Consider the following 15,560-nt stretch of genomic DNA (forward strand, 5'->3'; position numbering starts at 1 on the left):
GGTGCGACCCCGCGGCCCGCCTCAGACCCGGGTCAGGGTCTGGGGCAGGGCCGATGAGGACCGGCGCCGGGCCACGGTGCGGCCGTCGGCCGCTCGACTGAGCCTGCGGAGCTCCGTCAGGGTGCGGGCGAGCGAGCGGGCCGTGACGTCGTGGCCCTCGGCGTCCGCCTGACGGAACGCCGCGACGAGTCCGCTCTTCTCCGCCTCGAACCAGAACAGGGCGCTGCGCGCGCCGACTTGGCGCCCGTCCGCCAGCGTACGGACGGCGGCGCGGGCCCGTTGCAGCCACGCGTCCAGCGCCCGGTCGACCGTCGCGCGGCGGTCGGCGGCCGTGCTCTCGGCCTCCGCGCGTTCGGAGGCGAACAGGCGGATCACGGGGGGCATCCGATAGCGCAGCCGCCCGGTGCGGTCCGTCTCGCCGACCTCCAGCAGCCGGGCGTCGACCAGCGTTTCGAGCAGGTCCTCGGCCCGGGCCTCGTCGGTCTCCAGCACGGCGGCCGCCAGCCAGGCCGGTATCTCCGCGGTGTTCAGCAGCGACAGCCTGCACAGGGCCGTCCGGGCGCCGGCCGCCAGGCGCAGGTAGCTGGGGCGCAGCGAGGACCGGACGTCGATGTCGGCGAGGCGCAGTTCGTCGAGCGGGCGGCGGTCGGCGTCGGCGAGCCTGCGCTCCATCTCGGCCAGCGGCCAGTGCGGTTTGGCGGCCAGCCGTCCGGCCACCACGCGGACGGCGAGCGGCAGCCGCCCGCACCGGTCGACCAGCGACTCGGCCGTGTCGTGCTCCGCCACGACGCGACCGGGACCGGCCACCCGGCGCAGCAGGGTGAGGGCCTCGGCCTGGTCGAAGACGTCCAGCTCCAGCGACCGCGCGCCTTCCAGGGCGGTGAAGCGGGACCGGGTCGTCACGATCACCCGGCTGCAGGCGGCTCCCGGGAGCAGCGGCCGCACCTGCTGCTCGTGGTGGGCGTTGTCCAGGACGACCAGGACCCGGCGTTCGGCGAGCACGCTGCGGTAGAGCTGGGTGCGTGCCTCCACCGTCTCGGGTATCGGGCTGCCGGGCTCACACAGGGCCTGGAGGAACCATTCGAGTACCTCGTGGGGGTCGCGCGGGCCGTCCTGCGCCCCGCCCAGGTCCGCGTAGAGCTGGCCGTCGGGGAAGGCGTCGAGGCACAGCCGGCCGGCCTGGACGGCGAGGGCGCTCTTGCCGACTCCCGCGGTACCGGTCACCACGACCGGGGCCGCCCCGACCGCGTCCCCGCACAGCAGGTCCGACAGCTCGCGCAACTGCGGTTGGCGGCCCGTGAAGTCGGCGACGCACGGGGGCAGCATCGCCGGCCGCACCTGGCTTCGGGACTGGACCCGGATCTGCTGGCCGGCGGCGGGGGCGGTGAGCCCCGGGTCCGCGGACAGGATGGACTGGAAGACCTCGGTGAGGGCCGAGCTGGGTTCGATGCCCAGCTCCTCGGCGAGGATCTGCCGTCCGCGCTGGTACTCGGCCAGGGCGTCGGCCTGCCGGCCGACCCGGTAGAGCGTGGTCATCAGCTGGGCGCGCAGCCGCTCGCGCACCGGGTAGGCCTCCACCAGGTCGACGAGCTCGGAGACGAGCGCGTCCTGGCGGCCCAGCGCCAGGTCCGCCGCGATCCGTCCCTCCAGCGCGGCCATGCGCGCTTCCTCCAGCCGGGGCAGTTCGACGCGGGCCAGGTGCTCGGTCACACCGCCGAGGGCGGGGCCGCGCCACAGCGCGAGCGCCGCGGCCAGGTGCTCGGCGGCGACGGCGTGACGGCGGGTCTTCAGCGCGTCGTAGCCGAGGCCGGCCAGCCGGTCGAACTCGGCGTGGTCCAACGTGGCGTCGGTCAGCACCAGCCGGTAGCCCGGCCGGTGGCGGCGGATCACCGCGGCGGGGTACAGCAGCTTGCGGAGCCGCGAAACGTACGTGTAGAGCTGCTGGTTGACCGTGGCCGGAGGTGTCGGCCCCCAGGTGACCTCGCGTAAGTGGGCGTCGGAGACGACGCGGTTGCCCGCCAGGAGCAGCGCGGCGAGCACTGTCTTGGGCTTCTCCGCGACCAGCGTGAGGTCCCGGCCTGCCTGACGTATTCCGACCGGTCCGAGAACGCGGAATTCCACTGCTACCCCCCTTGTGTGTGCTGCACGCTCCGGCTCGGCCGACGTCGGGAACGCCCCAGTTCCCTGCCTGCCGTGCCGTCCTGCAAGTCCATTCCGAGCCCCACGGCTTCGTTCGGGAATTCAGCTTCGACGAGCCGATCGAATGACCGCGCACACCGGGGAGACCGAGAACGGCCTGCGAATCGGAAGAACATACGGCACAGAAATCCACGGCAGCGTCTCGACGATACCAGCCGGATATCACACAGCGACAGATCATTCCCACATCGACCGTCATGCATTTCGCATATCCGGAATGGAGCAATCAATTAACGGATCGGTCCCCGGCCGGGGCATGACGCGCGAACGCGACCCCTGTGGGTGATCCAAGGCTTCCATAACCTTGATCATCAGAGGTCGCGTTCGCCATGCGGGGTGCCCCGGCTCGCCTTGCCTGGATGGATGGTTGACCTCGAGAACGGTCAGGTCAGCCGGCGGCCCGTTCGCGGGTGCGCCGCCGTCGGCCGGTCCCGTTCGGGGACCAGGTCACGCCTTGGCCTGCGCCGCCGGCGAGGGGGCGGGAGTGCGGGGCAGGACGCTGATGGCGATGAGCACCGCGGCGACCACCATCACGCCGCCGATCGTCATGCCGAGCGCGTAGCCGTCGTTGAGGGCCTCCAGCGTGCCCACGTCGCCGGTCTTCTCGTTCGCGGCGGTGCCGAGGGCGGCCAGTCCGATCGCGGCGCCGATCTGGCGGGTGCTGTTGACCAGACCGCCGGCGGTTCCCGCCTCGTGGGGCTCGACCCCCGCGGTGGCGAGGTTGAGCATCGGGGCGAGGCAGAGGCCGAAGCCGATGCTGGCGACGATCGACGGACCCAGCACATCGACGGTGAAGGAGCCGTCGGCGCTGATCAGGCCGAACCAGGCGAACCCGATCCCGGTCAGCAGACCACCGGCGAGCAGGATGAACCGCGGAGCGATCTTGTAACCGAGCTTGATGGCGATGACCGACCCGACGATCACACCGATCGCGAAGGGCAGGAACTGGACGCCCGTCTTGGCCGGACCCGTCCCCAGCACGCGCTGGAGGTAGAGGGACACGAAGTAGAAGGCCGACGCCATGGCGCCGCCGAGCAGCAGGTTGAAGACGTTCGCACCCACGACCGAGCGGTTGGTGAACAGTCCGAGCCGGATCAGCGGGTCGCGGGCGGTGGTCTTCTCGACGAAGACGAACGCGGCCAGCAGGACGGCGGAGATCCCCAGCGCCGTCAGGGTCTCGGAGGACGTCCACGGGTGCTGGTCGGTGCGGACGACACCGAAGACGAGCAGGGTCATGCCGCCGGTGGCCAGGAACGCGCCCAGCACGTCCGGACGGCCGCGGCTGGCGATGGGTCCGTCGGCGACGACGCCGCGCCAGGTCAGGAACAGCGCGATGGCGGCCATGGGGACGTTGACGAACATCACCCACTCCCAGCCGGCGTACTCGGTCAGCAGGCCGCCGATCAGGACGCCGAAGGCGCCGCCCGCCGCGTTCATCGCGCTCCACACGCCGAACGCCTTCACGCGCGCCTTGCCCGAGGGGAAGGTCGCGGTCAGCAGCGCCAGCGCGGCCGGAGCCAGCAGCGCGGCCCCGACGCCCTGCACGGCGCGGGCGGCCACCAGGTGACCCGGTTCCGTCGCGAAGCCGCCGATGAGCGAGGCGAGGCCGAAGACGGGGAGCCCGATCATCATGAGCCGCTTGTGGCCGTACCGGTCCGCGATCTTGCCGCCCAGCAGCAGCAGGCCTCCGAAGGTGAGGGCGTAGGCGTGGATCACCCAGGTCAGGCCGACTTCACTGAAGCCCAGACTCGACCCGATCTCCGGGAGTCCGACGTTCACGACCGACAGGTCGAGGGAGACCATGAACTGCACGACGGCCACCGCGGCAAGGGTGAGCCCGGCCTGCGCACCACCGTCGGTGGCTGATGCCTCGTTCGTTAATTCCGTGTTTGTCACAGCAACCCAGTCCCTCTGCGATCCCAAGTGTCAGGTGAGTTTCCGAACTCGTTCTAAAATTAACACCAGGACCCGCTCGCTGTCGAGCGCAGGGGTCGAAGGCGCCCTGCCGGGCTAGTGCATGATGGAGCGATGTCTCCCAACGCAGCACCTCACGGCCGTGTCGGCCGCCCCCCTGTGACGTCCCGCGCGCAGATCCTGAGCGCGGCCCGCCGGCTCATCGACCGGGACGGCTGGGACAAGCTGACGATCCGCCGGCTGGCCGGAGAGATCGGCATCGGGGCCACGACCCTGTACCACCACGTCCGGGACAAAGAGGACTTGCTGCTCCTGCTGATCCACGAGCACGCGGACCAGATCCCGCACCCCGATCTGCCGGCCGAGCCGCGCGAGCGCGTCATCGCCGCCGCCACCGCCATCCACGACTCCCTCGCGGCATGGCCGTGGGCCGCCGAAGTCCTGACCACCGACGGATTCATCATGCGACTGGGCGACTCCGCCCTGTGGCTGGTCGAGGTCATCCTGGCCGGGGCCATCGACCACGGGTGCACGCCCGCCCAGTCGGTCTACGTCTTCCGCAGCATCTGGTACTACACCGTCGGCGAGATCCTCGTCCGCGCCCACTCCGCACGGGCGAGGGCCAACGACGAGGTCCCGGTCTCCCGGGAGTTCAGCAGCCAGCTGGCGGCCCAGCTGCCGCGCCTGGCCGCCCTGAACGACCAGTGGGCGAAGCTGGCCTCGCAGGACACCTACCCCCAGGCCCTGCGGGCCTTCGTCGACGGACTGCTCGCGCAGGCCACGTCCGCGGCCGCCCACGAGCAGGACCGCTGATCCCCCGAGCCGTACCCGGTACGGGAGTCGGGCCGCCCGGACGCCGCGCGGCAACACGAAGACGCGCCCGCGGAGAACCCTGGGGTTCGTCCGCGGGCGCGTCTTGGCCGCGAGCGTCGGATCAGGCGGGCAGCCATCCCTCGACGAACATCTGCCGCGCCTTCGCCCGCTGCAGCTTCCCGCTGGTCGTCTTGGGAATGCTGCGCTTGGGGACCAGGTGGATCGCGACGGCCCGCACACCGGTCCGCGATGTGACGGCGGCCGTGATGGACCGGCGCAGCGCCTCGTGCTGCTCGGCGTCCAGCTCCGTCTCGACGATCAGGTGCAGCTCCTCCGAGTCGCTGCGCTCGTCGCGGTAGCCCACCGCGATCACGGCGCCGAGGCGGACACCGGGCACGGTCTCCGCGGCCTGCTCGAAGTCCGACGGGATGTAGTTGGCGCCCCTGATGATGATCAGGTCCTTCGCGCGGCTGGTGATGCGCAGGTGGCCGTCGCGCAGGTAGCCGACGTCACCGGTCTTCCACCAGTCCGGCGCGTCGATCGCCTCCGCGGTCGCCTCCGGCAGGTTGAAGTATCCGCTCGTGCGCGAGGGGCTGCGGAACTGGACGTGCCCGATGCCGTTCTCGCCCAGGGGCTTGCCCTCGTCGTCCACGATGCGGATCTCCGTGCCGTCGACCGGCTCACCGCAGTCGACGATCTGCAGCGCGTCCGCGCTCTGCGGGTCGACGTCGACCGCGCGCCCCTCGGTGGCGGCGGCCTGCCGGTCGATGGAGTCGTACGCGAACTCCGCGTCCGGCCGCGTGTAGGTGAGAGCCAAGGTGGCCTCCGCCATGCCGTAGCCGGCCGTGAACGCGGTGCGCGACAGGCCCCAGCGGGCGAACCGCTCGGTGAAGCGCCGTACGGTGACGGGCTGGATGGGCTCCGCTCCGCAGATCGCCACGCGCCAGCTCGACAGGTCCACGCCCTCCAGCTCCTCGTCGCGCACGCGGGAGGTGACGTAGCCGTAGGCGAAGTTCGGGCCGGACCCGAACGCGCCGCGGTACTTGCTGATGAGCTGCAGCCACTCGGCCGGGGCGCGCAGGAACCGGGTCGTCGGCATGAGCACCGAGTTGCCGCCGCCGTAGATCGGGGTCAGGAGGCCGGTGATCAGACCCATGTCGTGGTAGAGCGGCGCCCAGCTGACCGTCGTGTCCTCGCGGGTCGCGGCGAGCGCCCTGACGATCTGTTCGCAGTTCGCGACCAGGCTCTCGTGGGAGATCATGACGCCCTTGGGCGTGCCCGTCGAGCCGGACGTGCACTGGATCAGCGCCAGCTCGTCACCGCGGTCCGGCAGGCGGACGGGCGCCATCGGCGCGTCGCTGGAGGTGGCCCGCGCGTACAGCTCGGCGCCGTCCAGCAGCTGGGTGTCGCCGACGTGGGGAAGGTTCGCGATCACCGCTGCCGTGGTGATGATCGCGGTGGGCCGCAGGTACCCCACGAGCTCCTTGAGCTGGCCTTCGAACCCCGCCGCGCCGCCGAAGGTGATGGGCAGCGAGATCGCCGTCGGCATGGCGCCGAGCAGCTGGGCCCCGAAGAACGACGTGATGAACTCCGCGCCGGTCGGCAGGCAGAACAGCACCCGGTCGCCGTGCCCGACGCCCTTCTCCGCGAGGGCCGCCGCACACCGCGCGGCCGCCTCCAGGAGGACGTCGTAGCGCAGCGTCTCCTCCTGGCCGGGCTGCGGTATCAGGGTCACCCCCGAGGCGTCGGAGCCTCGTTCTGCCTCTGCCACCAGGGCGTGCAGGATGCTCGGGAAACGCGGTCGAAGCGTGGTCATCCGATGTTCTCCTCGAGAGCGGTGCTGAGCGGGTCGACGGTCCACGGCTGTACCGAGACGTCGTCGGCGACGATGCGGGCGGGGAGCAGCCCGTGCCGGGCGGACAGGTCCCTGGCGGCCAGCACGCCGGCCGAGGTGAGACCGCCGTAGGACGGGCTCGGCGTCTCGGGCTCCAGGCCGAGGAGGATGGTTTCGGCCAGGCAGGAGTACAAGATGCCCGGGGGCAGCGTGATGCCGGGGAAATCGGGGGTCTGCCCGTTGGGGAGCTGGATCCGGCCGCCGGATACGAGCTCCACGTTCGCCAGGCCCTGCACGGCCGGGTGGACGTCACCGGGGACCGCGAGGTCGCAGATGAGGACCTTGCGGTCGCCGGCGAGGTGACTCGGCAGGATCACCGGGTCGGCCGAGTTGGTGGCGCTGACCACGATCGGGCAGTCCCGCAGGGCGTCCATGTCCTCGGCCACGGAGACGTCCACGAGGTGGGAGAGCCGGTCGCCGACCGCCGCGAGGCGCCGGCCGGAACCGGGCCGGCCGACCAGCAGCAGCGAGTCGCAGTACGGGGCGATGAGTTCGGCCATCACCGCGCCGATGTTGCCGAGACCGCCGACGATGCCGACGCGGCGCTCGCCGGGGCCGGACCGGGCCAGCTGCTGGAGCAGCAGGTCGTAGGCGCAGGCGGCGGTCAGCGAGTTGCCCGAGGTCACCCGGAGGTCGCTCTCCACCACCTCGCGCCCGGCGTTGGTGACGATCGAGGTGTGGCCCCCGAGGCCGATCACCTCGGCGCCGAGGGAGACGCCCAGCTCCACCGCGTCGAGCACGGCCCGGCGCAGCCACGACCGCTGGCCCGCCCGCAGTGCGGCATTGGCCTGGGCGGCGGTGAACGGGGCGGCCACCATGATGACCTCGACCTCGCCCTGGGTCGCGGACTTGATGTGGTGGCGGGCGACCTCGTACGGGTCGAACTCGCCCCACATCCGGTCGAGCGCGGCCTCGCACTGCTCGGCCGACCAGTCGGCCAGCTCCGGCGCCATGGTCGAGAGCTTGCTCGGGACGTCCATGTTGGCGAGGAACGCCACGCGCTGGATGCCGCCGTTGGCCGGGCGGTGGAGCACCGGGCGGTCACGGCGCGGCAGCGGGACGTGCTGGCGCGGCTGCCAGGCGCCGGCCGCCGGCACCGTCAGGTGTTCGAGCAGGGTGGCGTACTCGCCGTGGGCGAGCAGCCGCGCGACCTCGTCGAACGCGACGCCGATGCGGTCCACGTCGGCGGGCTCCAGCAGCGCCGACGGCTGGACCCGAACGGTCGTGCCCGCCGACAGGGTGGGGATGACCCGGATCCGGTGCGCGTGCAGCATCCGGCCGGCGATGAGGAAGCCGAGCGACTCGGAGTCGATCACCGCGCGCAGCATGGCCGAGTCGGGCTGCGGCACGGCGAACTCGACGCCCAGGAGCAGGCCCCGGCCCCGTACCTCGACGACGGCGTCCGGCCAGCGCGCCGCCACCTCGGCCAGCCGGTCGCGCAGCAGCGCGCCCGTCTCGACGATGCGGTCGCGGTAGGCGGCGGACAGGTCCAGCGCGGCCGTGGCGATCCGCGACGAGAAGTCGTCGTCGGCGAAGGTGGAGGTGTGGTGGCGGCCGAAGTCGGCCACGTACCGGCTCTCGGACACGAGCAGCGCGGAGACCTTGGCGAGACCGCCGCCGAGGGACTTCGAGAACAGGTAGTAGTCGGCGACCACACCGGAGCCCTCGGACGCGAGGAAGGTGCCCGTGCGGCCCATGCCGCACTGGATCTCGTCGAACACCAGCGCGGCCTCGTGCCGGTCGGCCAGCTCGCGCAGGGCGGCGAGGGTCTCGGCCGGGACCTCGCGGACCCCGGATTCGCCCTGGATGGGCTCGACGAAGCAGGCGGCCAGCGGCGACAGGTGGCGGACGGCGGAGTGCGGGACCCCGGCGGCGTCGATGCGGACCGAGTGGACCGGGACGCGCTCGGAGTCGAGCGCGGTCACCACCGCCTCGGGCGTCCAGTCGTGCAGCCGGCGGTGCTGCGGCCCCGGTACGTGCAGGTCCGCGGGGGCGTTGCCCCCGTGCGTCAGCGTGCCCGCGGCGGCCGACTTGCCGTGGAAGGCGTCGCGCAGCGAGACGAAGACCGGCTCCAGCTGCCGCAGGGCGGCGATCTGGTCCAGGGCCTCGGTCAGCACCGCCGCGCAGGGGCGCCCTTCCGCGGGCCCGCTCGCGCACGGGACGTCCGCGAGACCGTCGCGCCGCACGCGCCGCAGGGATACCTCGTACTCCTCCTGCAGTGCGCCGAGCCGGCGCCGGTGCTCGACCGTGGCGTGCTTGACCGCGCCTTCCACCGCATCGGCGCCGGTGCTGCCGAGGGTGACCACGTAGCTCGAACCGGTCGTGGCGCCGACGGTCTCCGAGAGCCGCCGGGCCAGCTCGGCCGCGCCCGTGCGGATGCTCGCCTGGGCGTTGAAGGGGGTCTGCTCGTCGAAGCACTGCCGCGCCACCGCCAGCAGCTGGGGGTGGTTGTGCCCGAACAGCGACGAACCGGCGCCGCCGACGAGGTCGAGGACCTCGGTGGGCTCGGAGTCCGCTCCGCCCAGCGGTTCCATGGTCAGGTGGTCACCCTGGCCGGCCCGGTAGGTCACGTCCAGGTTGAGGGCACGGAAGAGCCTGGCGAGCTCCGGCCGTGCGTATCGCGCGAAACCAGAATCGGCGTTCATGCGTCACTGTCTCCTTGCCCGACCCGCACCGTCAGCGACGCGGAGACCTCGTCCACGACGTCACGCAGTGTCTGCATCGCAGCTGCTTGTTCATCCGAAATGTGCACGTCGAACTTGGATTCCATTTCGACGATCAAGGTGATAGACCGGATGGAATCGAGGCCGTAGTCCACCAGCGGGACGTCGGGGTCGAGTTCAGGTACCTGCAGCTCGCGACGGAACAGCTCGTCGACGACCTCGAGAATGTCGCGGTTCATTTTTCTTTCCCCATTCGAACACTATTCCTTCGGCCGATACGGGCTCGGAAGGACATGGCGGATCGCGGAGCTCAGCGCCGTATCGCCACGGCGAACGAGAGCTCCGCCCCCGAGCGGACCCACACCGGTACCGGTTCGTCCCGGTACGACGCGATCAACGCGTCGCCGGACTGCCTGAGTTCGATCCGCCAGAACAGGAACTCGCCCAGTGTGCCGATGCCGTTCAGAGCCTTGAAAGCTGCTTCCTTGGCAACGAACAGATCGCGCGCGGTGTACTCCCCGGCCGGCGGGAGCAGCGTGTGCCGCTCCCGCTCACGAAGGACGAATGCGGCCATGCGAGCCGTGACGGTCTCACTCTCGATGTCGACCCCGACCGCCTCGGCGCCGGGGACCACCACCGCGACCGCCAAGTGGTCGGTGTGGGAGATCGATCCGGCGAAACCCCGCGGGAAGCGCGGCCGCCCGTCGGGTTCACGCGGCACGATCCGGTCGGCCGATCCGGCGCGGGCCAGAGCCGTGGCGGCCGCGCACCGGCCCGCCACGGACTGCTGAGCCGGCCCGTGGGGCGACGGCACCGGGTGGAACTCGATCCACGTGTCCGGTGCGAGGCCCTCGGGTAAATCCGGCTCACCAGCCACCACGTGTCCTTGTGTCCTTCAGCTGGCCAGGGCCAGGACGTGACCCGTCAGCGAGTCGATCGAGCGGAGCACCTCCGGCTGGACGTCGTCGTCCCACTCGAAGCCGAACTCGTCCTCCATCGCCACCAGCAGGCTCACCAGTGCGGTGGAGGGCAGTCCGGCCTCGCGCAGCGACACGGAGTCCAGGGAACCGCCGACGAAGCGGTCACCCCCGAGGCCGACGAGCAGTCCGCGGATGCGCTGGCGGACTTCGACTTCCTTGTCAGACACGCGATTCCACTTCTTCGATGAGCTTGGCGATGGTCACCTGGAAGCCCTCGGGGTCGTCCAGGAAGGGCACGTGGCCGGCGTTCGGCACGATCTCGCAGCGGCCGTCCGGGAACAGCGCGGCCACGTCGCGGGCGCGCTGCGGGCTCAGCAGGATGTCGTCGTCACCGACGTAGATCACCGTCGGCTGGGTGACCTGGGCCAGCAGCTCGGAGCTGGCGTCACCGGTGACCGCGCGGCGCAGGCCGTTGGCGAGGTCCTCGGCGGTGGACATCGCCAGGAAGCTCTCCCGGAAGCCGAGGAAGCCGGGGGTGCCGCCCTCCTCGTTCATCTCGCCGCTGACGACCTCGGCGTAGATCTGGTTGTACAGACCGGTCATGCCGTGGTCCTGCAGCGTCTGGAGCCACGACTTGTTCAGCATGCGGTGGCGGCGCATGTTCTTGACGCCGAAGACCGGGCCGGCCAGCACCAGGCCCTTGATCCGGTCCGGGTGCGCGATGGCCAGGTCACGGGCGAGCTGGGTGGAGGCGGAGGTGGCGACCAGGTAGGTCGACTCGATCCCCAGTGCGTCGAGCAGCCCGATCACATCGGCCGCGTGCTCCTCCCAGGTCGGCTCCTCCTCGTGGTGCGAGGACTTGCCGTGGTTGGCCATGTCGTAGCTGATGACGCGGTGGTTCTGGACCAGGCCCTCGACGTGCGCGCGCCAGAACGGGGCGGTGATGAAGAAGTTGTTGAGCAGGGTGATGGCGGGGCCCTCGCCGTTGGACTCGTAGTAGAGCTCCACGCCCTCCCGGGTACGGATCCGCTCGGTGCCCTCCTGGTAGGAGAGGTCGTAGGGGCCCTGGACTTCGGTTTCCGACATGGCTTTCGTCCTTTCTAGTTGCTGGCGAGTTCGGCGCCCGGAAGGACACTCGCGAATCCGGCGACCACGTCGGCCGCCGACGTCTCCTGGGAGACGGCGCTGCAGGACTGGCCGCAGTACAGGGCCATTTCCTCGATACGGCCGGTGGTCGCCGTGGTCGGCACCGCCGAGCTGAACCGCGGGACCAGGTACGGCTTGCCCTCGACCACCGTCTTGCCGATGAACTTCTTGGGCTGGTCGGGGTCGGCGGTCACGGCCGTGGCCAGCACGCGGTGGCGCCGGCCCGTCCAGCCGATCTCGTAGACGTCGGTGATGACGGTGTCGGTCTCGTCGGCGGCGGTCACCGCCGACTTGAACTGGTTGTGGGCCCGCGATTCGTGGGCGACGACGAACGCGGTCCCCAGCAGTACGCCGTCGGCTCCGGCGGCGACGGCCCGCTCGGCCTCGGCCGGCGATCCGATCCCGCCCGAGGCGACGATGCAGGCCTCCGGCAGCCGCTCGCGCAGCGCGGCGACCAGGTCGTCGCGGTGCGAGGTGCCGAGGAGGTGACCGCCGGCCTCGATGCCCTGGGCCACCACCACGGCGCCCAGCTCGGCCGCGTGGACCCCGTCCTCGACGGTCCCGACCTGGACCACCAGGTGCCGGCCCGCCGCGACCACGCGCTCGAAGACCGCGTCGTCGGGCATGCCGAACAGGGACACGTACACGTTCTGCGGCGTCTCGGCGAGCACCTGCGCCAGCTGGCGGTCGAGCTCCTCCGGCCCGACCACCTCGGGGATCAGGTTCACGCCGACGGGGCGGTCGGTGCCGGTGGTCAGGCGGTCGAGGATGGCGGACAGCGCCTCGTCGACCAGCTTGTAGCCGCCCACGCAGCCTCCCGCGCCGGCGTTGGACACCGCGCAGGCGAGTTCCGCGCCCGCGACACCGCCCATGCCCGACTGCAGGAGGCCCACTTCGAGGCCGAGTACCTCTGCCAGCGTGGAACGCATCAGCGCAGGCTTTCGAGCGCCGACACCGCCGCTTCGGCGCTGCCGAACCGCTCGGTCAGGGTGTGCACCCAGCGCTCCAGGCCGAAGGCGAGGCAGCTGGTGTGCGCCGTGTCGCCGCCCGCCTGGATCTCGCACCGCTCACCGAAGAAGTTCCGGTGGTAGTTGACGGAGCCGATCGCCAGACCGTTGACGGTGAACTCCTCCTTCACCGGGAAGAGCTTCTGCATCTTGGCCTTGCCGCCGTTCTTGTCGAAGAACGGGTCGGTGGCGACCTCCAGCTTGAGGTCCAGACCGAGCTCGGCGCACAGGCCCGTCACGGCTTCCTTGGCGCGCACGAGGTGGCTCTTGGCCGCCTCCTCCGGTCCGATGCAGACGATCTCCCGCATGGAGAAGCCGAGCAGGCGCTGAAGACCCTGGTAGTGGTCCTCGTTGCGGAAGCAGGTGCCGACCGTGGTCCGCAGCGTGCCCTCGGCGGGCAGCGTGGATCCGGCCAGGTCGAGGTAGATCGAGTAGCACGCCGCGGAGGGCAGCGCGAACGCGGTCGGCTCCATCACCTCGGTGGGCATCCGGTCCACCGGCCGGGAGGTCTCGGCCAGGTGGGCGCCGAGCCGCTGCGGGTCGAGCCGGGTCGCGGCGAGGCCCAGGTGCGGGAAGTTGTCGTAATAGTCGAAGGTGTCGAGGTCCTTGCAGCGCATCAGGAACGGGAACCGGAACTCCGGTGCGGCCCAGGACTCCGCGAAGCGCAGGACCAGCGCGTCGAAGGCCCGCAGCAACCGCAGCTGGCTGCCGTTGAGAACTCCCAGGCCGTTGTCGGTTGCTGTGGTCATCGCGCCGCTTCCTTCTTGAAGAATCGTGCCTCGAGCGCATCGAGCGTGCGGAAGTCGTCCAGATCCAGGTCTTCCGGATCGATCGACTCGCCGGTCAACTCCTCCAGGAGGAAGATGAACTCGACGAAGGCCAGCGAGTTGATGGCCCGGCTGTCGATCAGGTCCAGGTCATGGGTCAGCTGGTCGAGCTTGGGGTTGCGGCCCAGGATGAACTCCTGGACCGCCTGCATCGGGTCGGTCATCGCTTGATCGTTTCCCTGCCTACGCCGGACTTGGAGAGGAACTTGCGGGTCCGCTTGAGCACCTGCTCGTGCGCCTCGTTCCGCGCGGGGTGCTCCAGCGCACGCCGGCGCAGCGCGAGCGCGTCCGGGATGCCCGCGTCGCGGTAGGCGGCCGGGTTGTAGAGGGTGCCGATGCTGTACTGGAGGTAGTTCTCCAGGTACTCGGCGACCACCGGCGCCTCTTCCGGGTCGCGCTTGACGACCTGGCCGAGCAGGTTGGTGAAGATCATCCGGCCGAAGGCGACGTGGCGGCTCTCGTCCTGGTGGTGCACCCGGTTGATCTCACGGGCGATGTGCGGCAGCGTCTGGTCGGTCGCCATGTACGCGTTGTAGTAGTCGACGATCTCCTCGAAGATGAGGATGCGTGCGAACACGATCAGCTCGCGGGCGACCGGCGAGAGGTGCTCCACCGAGTCGGCCTTCAGCGTCGGCTGCGCCGGGTAGAGCTTGCCGCCGTAGCGCAGGCAGAACTGCGCGAAGAACCACATGTGCTCGTTCTCCTCACCGATGAAGTGGTGGAGGAACTCCGAGACGTCCGCGTAGGTCTTGTCGTGAATGCGCATCACGACCTCGCTCATCAGCTCACGGATACCGTGGATGTTGAGGCTGAAGAAGTTGATCGCCTCGTACCGGGTGAGCGCGATCTGCTGCTCACGCGTCAGCTCGTCCCACATCGGCGTGCCGGCCAGCGTGGTCAGGTTCTCGCTCATCCACGGCATGTCAGGCTCGATGGCGTCGGGCCAGTCAAACATCGTGTACGGGTTGTAATAGCCGGATTCGGCCATGTTCTCCAACCGGTCCAGCTCGAGCACGACCGGTTCGATTTCACGTACCGCCATTTTTATTCGTCCTTCCAAACGCAGTGGTGCGAGAGTTCAACTTCAGCGAGCCGATCGAATATCTGCGTGCACATGGGCCGGCAGTCGTGAACCGCATTCGTGATAGCCGAAGGAGGCGTTACCGGAGGCAGTGGACGGGATCACCTTGTTGTAGATGGACCCGAGGCACAGCTCCTGGAAATCCTGGGTGTTCGGCGACAGTCGCGCGGCCAGCTGCGCCTTGGCGATGTCGATGGTCTTGAAGACACCGTCCTCGTCCTCGACCTCCACGCACGCGTGCGGCAGGTCGAGGGCTCCGCCGAGCACTCCACAGAACCAGCCCCGCTTGGCCTCGGCCCGGTAGCCCGCCGCACGGAACCGCTCGGCCAGCAGCAGGCTCGCGGCGATGCAGCTGGTCGCGCCCAGATCGTGAACCAGCTTGTAGTCGGCCTGCATGGCGACCGGGATCATCTGCCAGCGGTAGCCGGAGTCGAGGTACTCCCGGGTCAGGTTCCGCAGCTCGGAGGAGACCAGCGGAGTCCGCGCGCCCGTCGTGGTGATCGTGGCCGCGTACTCGGCCGACCCGGAGCTCGGCTCCGGCGCCGCGCCGCCGGCGATGCTTCCGCCGAACCGGACGACGTCGGGTGCCTCGAAACGCCAGGGGGCGACCCCTTCGCACTCGGCGCACTCGAGCCGGACGCGGAAGTCCCACGCCTTCGGGCGCAGCAGGTCCTCGACCGGGCGGCCGGCGAAGCGGAACAGCAGGCGGAAGGTGAGCTCCGGCTGCGTGTTCCCCTTCTGCGAGTACATTCCGAGGTTGTACAGATCGTTCGCGTCGAAATGACGCACGCCCGACCGGTCCTCGAAGGGCAGACCCGCGTCGACGAGCCTGTCCATATCAACCGGGTCACAGCGCAGCATCTCCTGCGCCACGGATTCCGACTGGGTTTTGCTGGAATATTCGGCGGGAATGAATTCAATAGAATTCGCCACCTTTTCCCAGGGCGTATCCGAGGCTACAGTTTCGTGTGACACAGCCTATCCCTCCAGGCAAAACGACCGCGCCGACGACCCGGTGCCTATCCTTGCGACCATTCCAGCCAGCTCTTCTGCTGAATCTGCGGAACGAACTCGACGGTACCAGCCACGGTTCGGG

Annotated in this window: 14 protein-coding genes; 1 reads left to right on the forward strand and 13 read right to left on the reverse strand. The window is 70.2% G+C overall.

Annotation, left to right across the window (positions count from 1 at the left end; genetic code table 11):
- Positions 1-21: 21 nt before the first annotated feature.
- The gene (locus ACF059_RS07165; RefSeq protein ID WP_392052529.1) at positions 22-2,121 is read right to left on the reverse strand and encodes a BTAD domain-containing putative transcriptional regulator; all 2,100 of its coding nucleotides are present in this window, start codon (positions 2,119-2,121) and stop codon (positions 22-24) included.
- A gap of 525 nt (positions 2,122-2,646) precedes the next feature.
- The gene (locus ACF059_RS07170) at positions 2,647-4,020 is read right to left on the reverse strand and encodes an MFS transporter (RefSeq protein ID WP_392052533.1); all 1,374 of its coding nucleotides are present in this window, start codon (positions 4,018-4,020) and stop codon (positions 2,647-2,649) included.
- 207 nt (positions 4,021-4,227) lie between these two features.
- Here ACF059_RS07170 and ACF059_RS07175 point away from each other — a divergent pair, with 207 nt between their 5' ends.
- Complete coding sequence (locus ACF059_RS07175) at positions 4,228-4,926, forward strand: TetR/AcrR family transcriptional regulator (protein ID WP_392052536.1); 699 nt, start codon at positions 4,228-4,230, stop codon at positions 4,924-4,926.
- 121 nt (positions 4,927-5,047) lie between these two features.
- On the opposite strand, the gene ACF059_RS07180 is transcribed toward ACF059_RS07175, so the two are convergent.
- From ACF059_RS07180 to ACF059_RS07230, 11 genes are all read right to left on the reverse strand, one after another.
- Positions 5,048-6,742, reverse strand: coding sequence for a fatty acyl-AMP ligase (locus ACF059_RS07180; protein WP_392052539.1), 1,695 nt, complete (start codon positions 6,740-6,742; stop codon positions 5,048-5,050).
- Positions 6,739-9,465: an aminotransferase class III-fold pyridoxal phosphate-dependent enzyme gene (locus ACF059_RS07185; protein ID WP_392052542.1), complete on the reverse strand. Its 2,727-nt coding sequence runs from the start codon at positions 9,463-9,465 to the stop codon at positions 6,739-6,741. The genes ACF059_RS07180 and ACF059_RS07185 overlap by 4 nt, the downstream gene beginning before the upstream one ends.
- Positions 9,462-9,722 carry an acyl carrier protein gene (locus tag ACF059_RS07190; protein ID WP_360895924.1) on the reverse strand — a complete coding sequence of 87 codons (261 nt, stop codon included), beginning with the start codon at positions 9,720-9,722 and terminating at the stop codon, positions 9,462-9,464. Before ACF059_RS07190 ends, ACF059_RS07185 begins: the two co-directional genes overlap by 4 nt.
- Before the next feature lie 71 nt (positions 9,723-9,793).
- Positions 9,794-10,360 carry a 4'-phosphopantetheinyl transferase superfamily protein gene (locus tag ACF059_RS07195; protein ID WP_392052546.1) on the reverse strand — a complete coding sequence of 189 codons (567 nt, stop codon included), beginning with the start codon at positions 10,358-10,360 and terminating at the stop codon, positions 9,794-9,796.
- Positions 10,361-10,378: 18 nt separating this feature from the next.
- Positions 10,379-10,630, reverse strand: a complete 252-nt coding sequence (locus ACF059_RS07200) for a hypothetical protein (RefSeq protein ID WP_360895929.1) — start codon at positions 10,628-10,630, stop codon at positions 10,379-10,381.
- On the reverse strand, positions 10,623-11,489 hold the full coding sequence (locus tag ACF059_RS07205) for an alpha/beta fold hydrolase (RefSeq protein ID WP_392052550.1): 867 nt from the start codon (positions 11,487-11,489) through the stop codon (positions 10,623-10,625). Before ACF059_RS07205 ends, ACF059_RS07200 begins: the two co-directional genes overlap by 8 nt.
- A gap of 14 nt (positions 11,490-11,503) precedes the next feature.
- Positions 11,504-12,478: an NAD(P)H-dependent flavin oxidoreductase gene (locus ACF059_RS07210; protein WP_392052553.1), complete on the reverse strand. Its 975-nt coding sequence runs from the start codon at positions 12,476-12,478 to the stop codon at positions 11,504-11,506.
- Positions 12,478-13,305 (reverse strand): hypothetical protein, encoded by an 828-nt coding sequence (locus tag ACF059_RS07215; RefSeq protein WP_392052556.1) that lies wholly within the window; start codon positions 13,303-13,305, stop codon positions 12,478-12,480. Before ACF059_RS07215 ends, ACF059_RS07210 begins: the two co-directional genes overlap by 1 nt.
- On the reverse strand, positions 13,302-13,547 hold the full coding sequence (locus ACF059_RS07220; RefSeq protein ID WP_360895941.1) for an acyl carrier protein: 246 nt from the start codon (positions 13,545-13,547) through the stop codon (positions 13,302-13,304). The genes ACF059_RS07215 and ACF059_RS07220 overlap by 4 nt, the downstream gene beginning before the upstream one ends.
- Positions 13,544-14,425: a diiron oxygenase gene (locus tag ACF059_RS07225; RefSeq protein WP_361946107.1), complete on the reverse strand. Its 882-nt coding sequence runs from the start codon at positions 14,423-14,425 to the stop codon at positions 13,544-13,546. Before ACF059_RS07225 ends, ACF059_RS07220 begins: the two co-directional genes overlap by 4 nt.
- 42 nt (positions 14,426-14,467) lie before the next feature.
- The gene (locus tag ACF059_RS07230; protein ID WP_392052561.1) at positions 14,468-15,301 is read right to left on the reverse strand and encodes a hypothetical protein; all 834 of its coding nucleotides are present in this window, start codon (positions 15,299-15,301) and stop codon (positions 14,468-14,470) included.
- Between the last annotated feature and the right edge of the window lie 259 nt (positions 15,302-15,560).

It is taken from the genome of Streptomyces sp. NPDC016562, from assembly GCF_043076955.1.
Classification (GTDB): domain Bacteria; phylum Actinomycetota; class Actinomycetes; order Streptomycetales; family Streptomycetaceae; genus Streptomyces.

Excerpts from the sequence above, each read along its gene's own strand:
- ACF059_RS07175 (WP_392052536.1), top strand. The coding sequence starts at position 4,228 with ATGTCTCCCAACGCAGCACCTCACGGCCGTGTCGGCCGCCCCCCTGTG.
- ACF059_RS07180 (WP_392052539.1), bottom strand. The coding sequence starts at position 6,742 with ATGACCACGCTTCGACCGCGTTTCCCGAGCATCCTGCACGCCCTGGTG.
- ACF059_RS07185 (WP_392052542.1), bottom strand. The coding sequence starts at position 9,465 with ATGAACGCCGATTCTGGTTTCGCGCGATACGCACGGCCGGAGCTCGCC.
- ACF059_RS07190 (WP_360895924.1), bottom strand. The coding sequence starts at position 9,722 with ATGAACCGCGACATTCTCGAGGTCGTCGACGAGCTGTTCCGTCGCGAG.
- ACF059_RS07205 (WP_392052550.1), bottom strand. The coding sequence starts at position 11,489 with ATGTCGGAAACCGAAGTCCAGGGCCCCTACGACCTCTCCTACCAGGAG.
- ACF059_RS07210 (WP_392052553.1), bottom strand. The coding sequence starts at position 12,478 with ATGCGTTCCACGCTGGCAGAGGTACTCGGCCTCGAAGTGGGCCTCCTG.
- ACF059_RS07215 (WP_392052556.1), bottom strand. The coding sequence starts at position 13,305 with ATGACCACAGCAACCGACAACGGCCTGGGAGTTCTCAACGGCAGCCAG.
- ACF059_RS07220 (WP_360895941.1), bottom strand. The coding sequence starts at position 13,547 with ATGACCGACCCGATGCAGGCGGTCCAGGAGTTCATCCTGGGCCGCAAC.
- ACF059_RS07225 (WP_361946107.1), bottom strand. The coding sequence starts at position 14,425 with ATGGCGGTACGTGAAATCGAACCGGTCGTGCTCGAGCTGGACCGGTTG.
- ACF059_RS07230 (WP_392052561.1), bottom strand. The coding sequence starts at position 15,301 with ATGGACAGGCTCGTCGACGCGGGTCTGCCCTTCGAGGACCGGTCGGGC.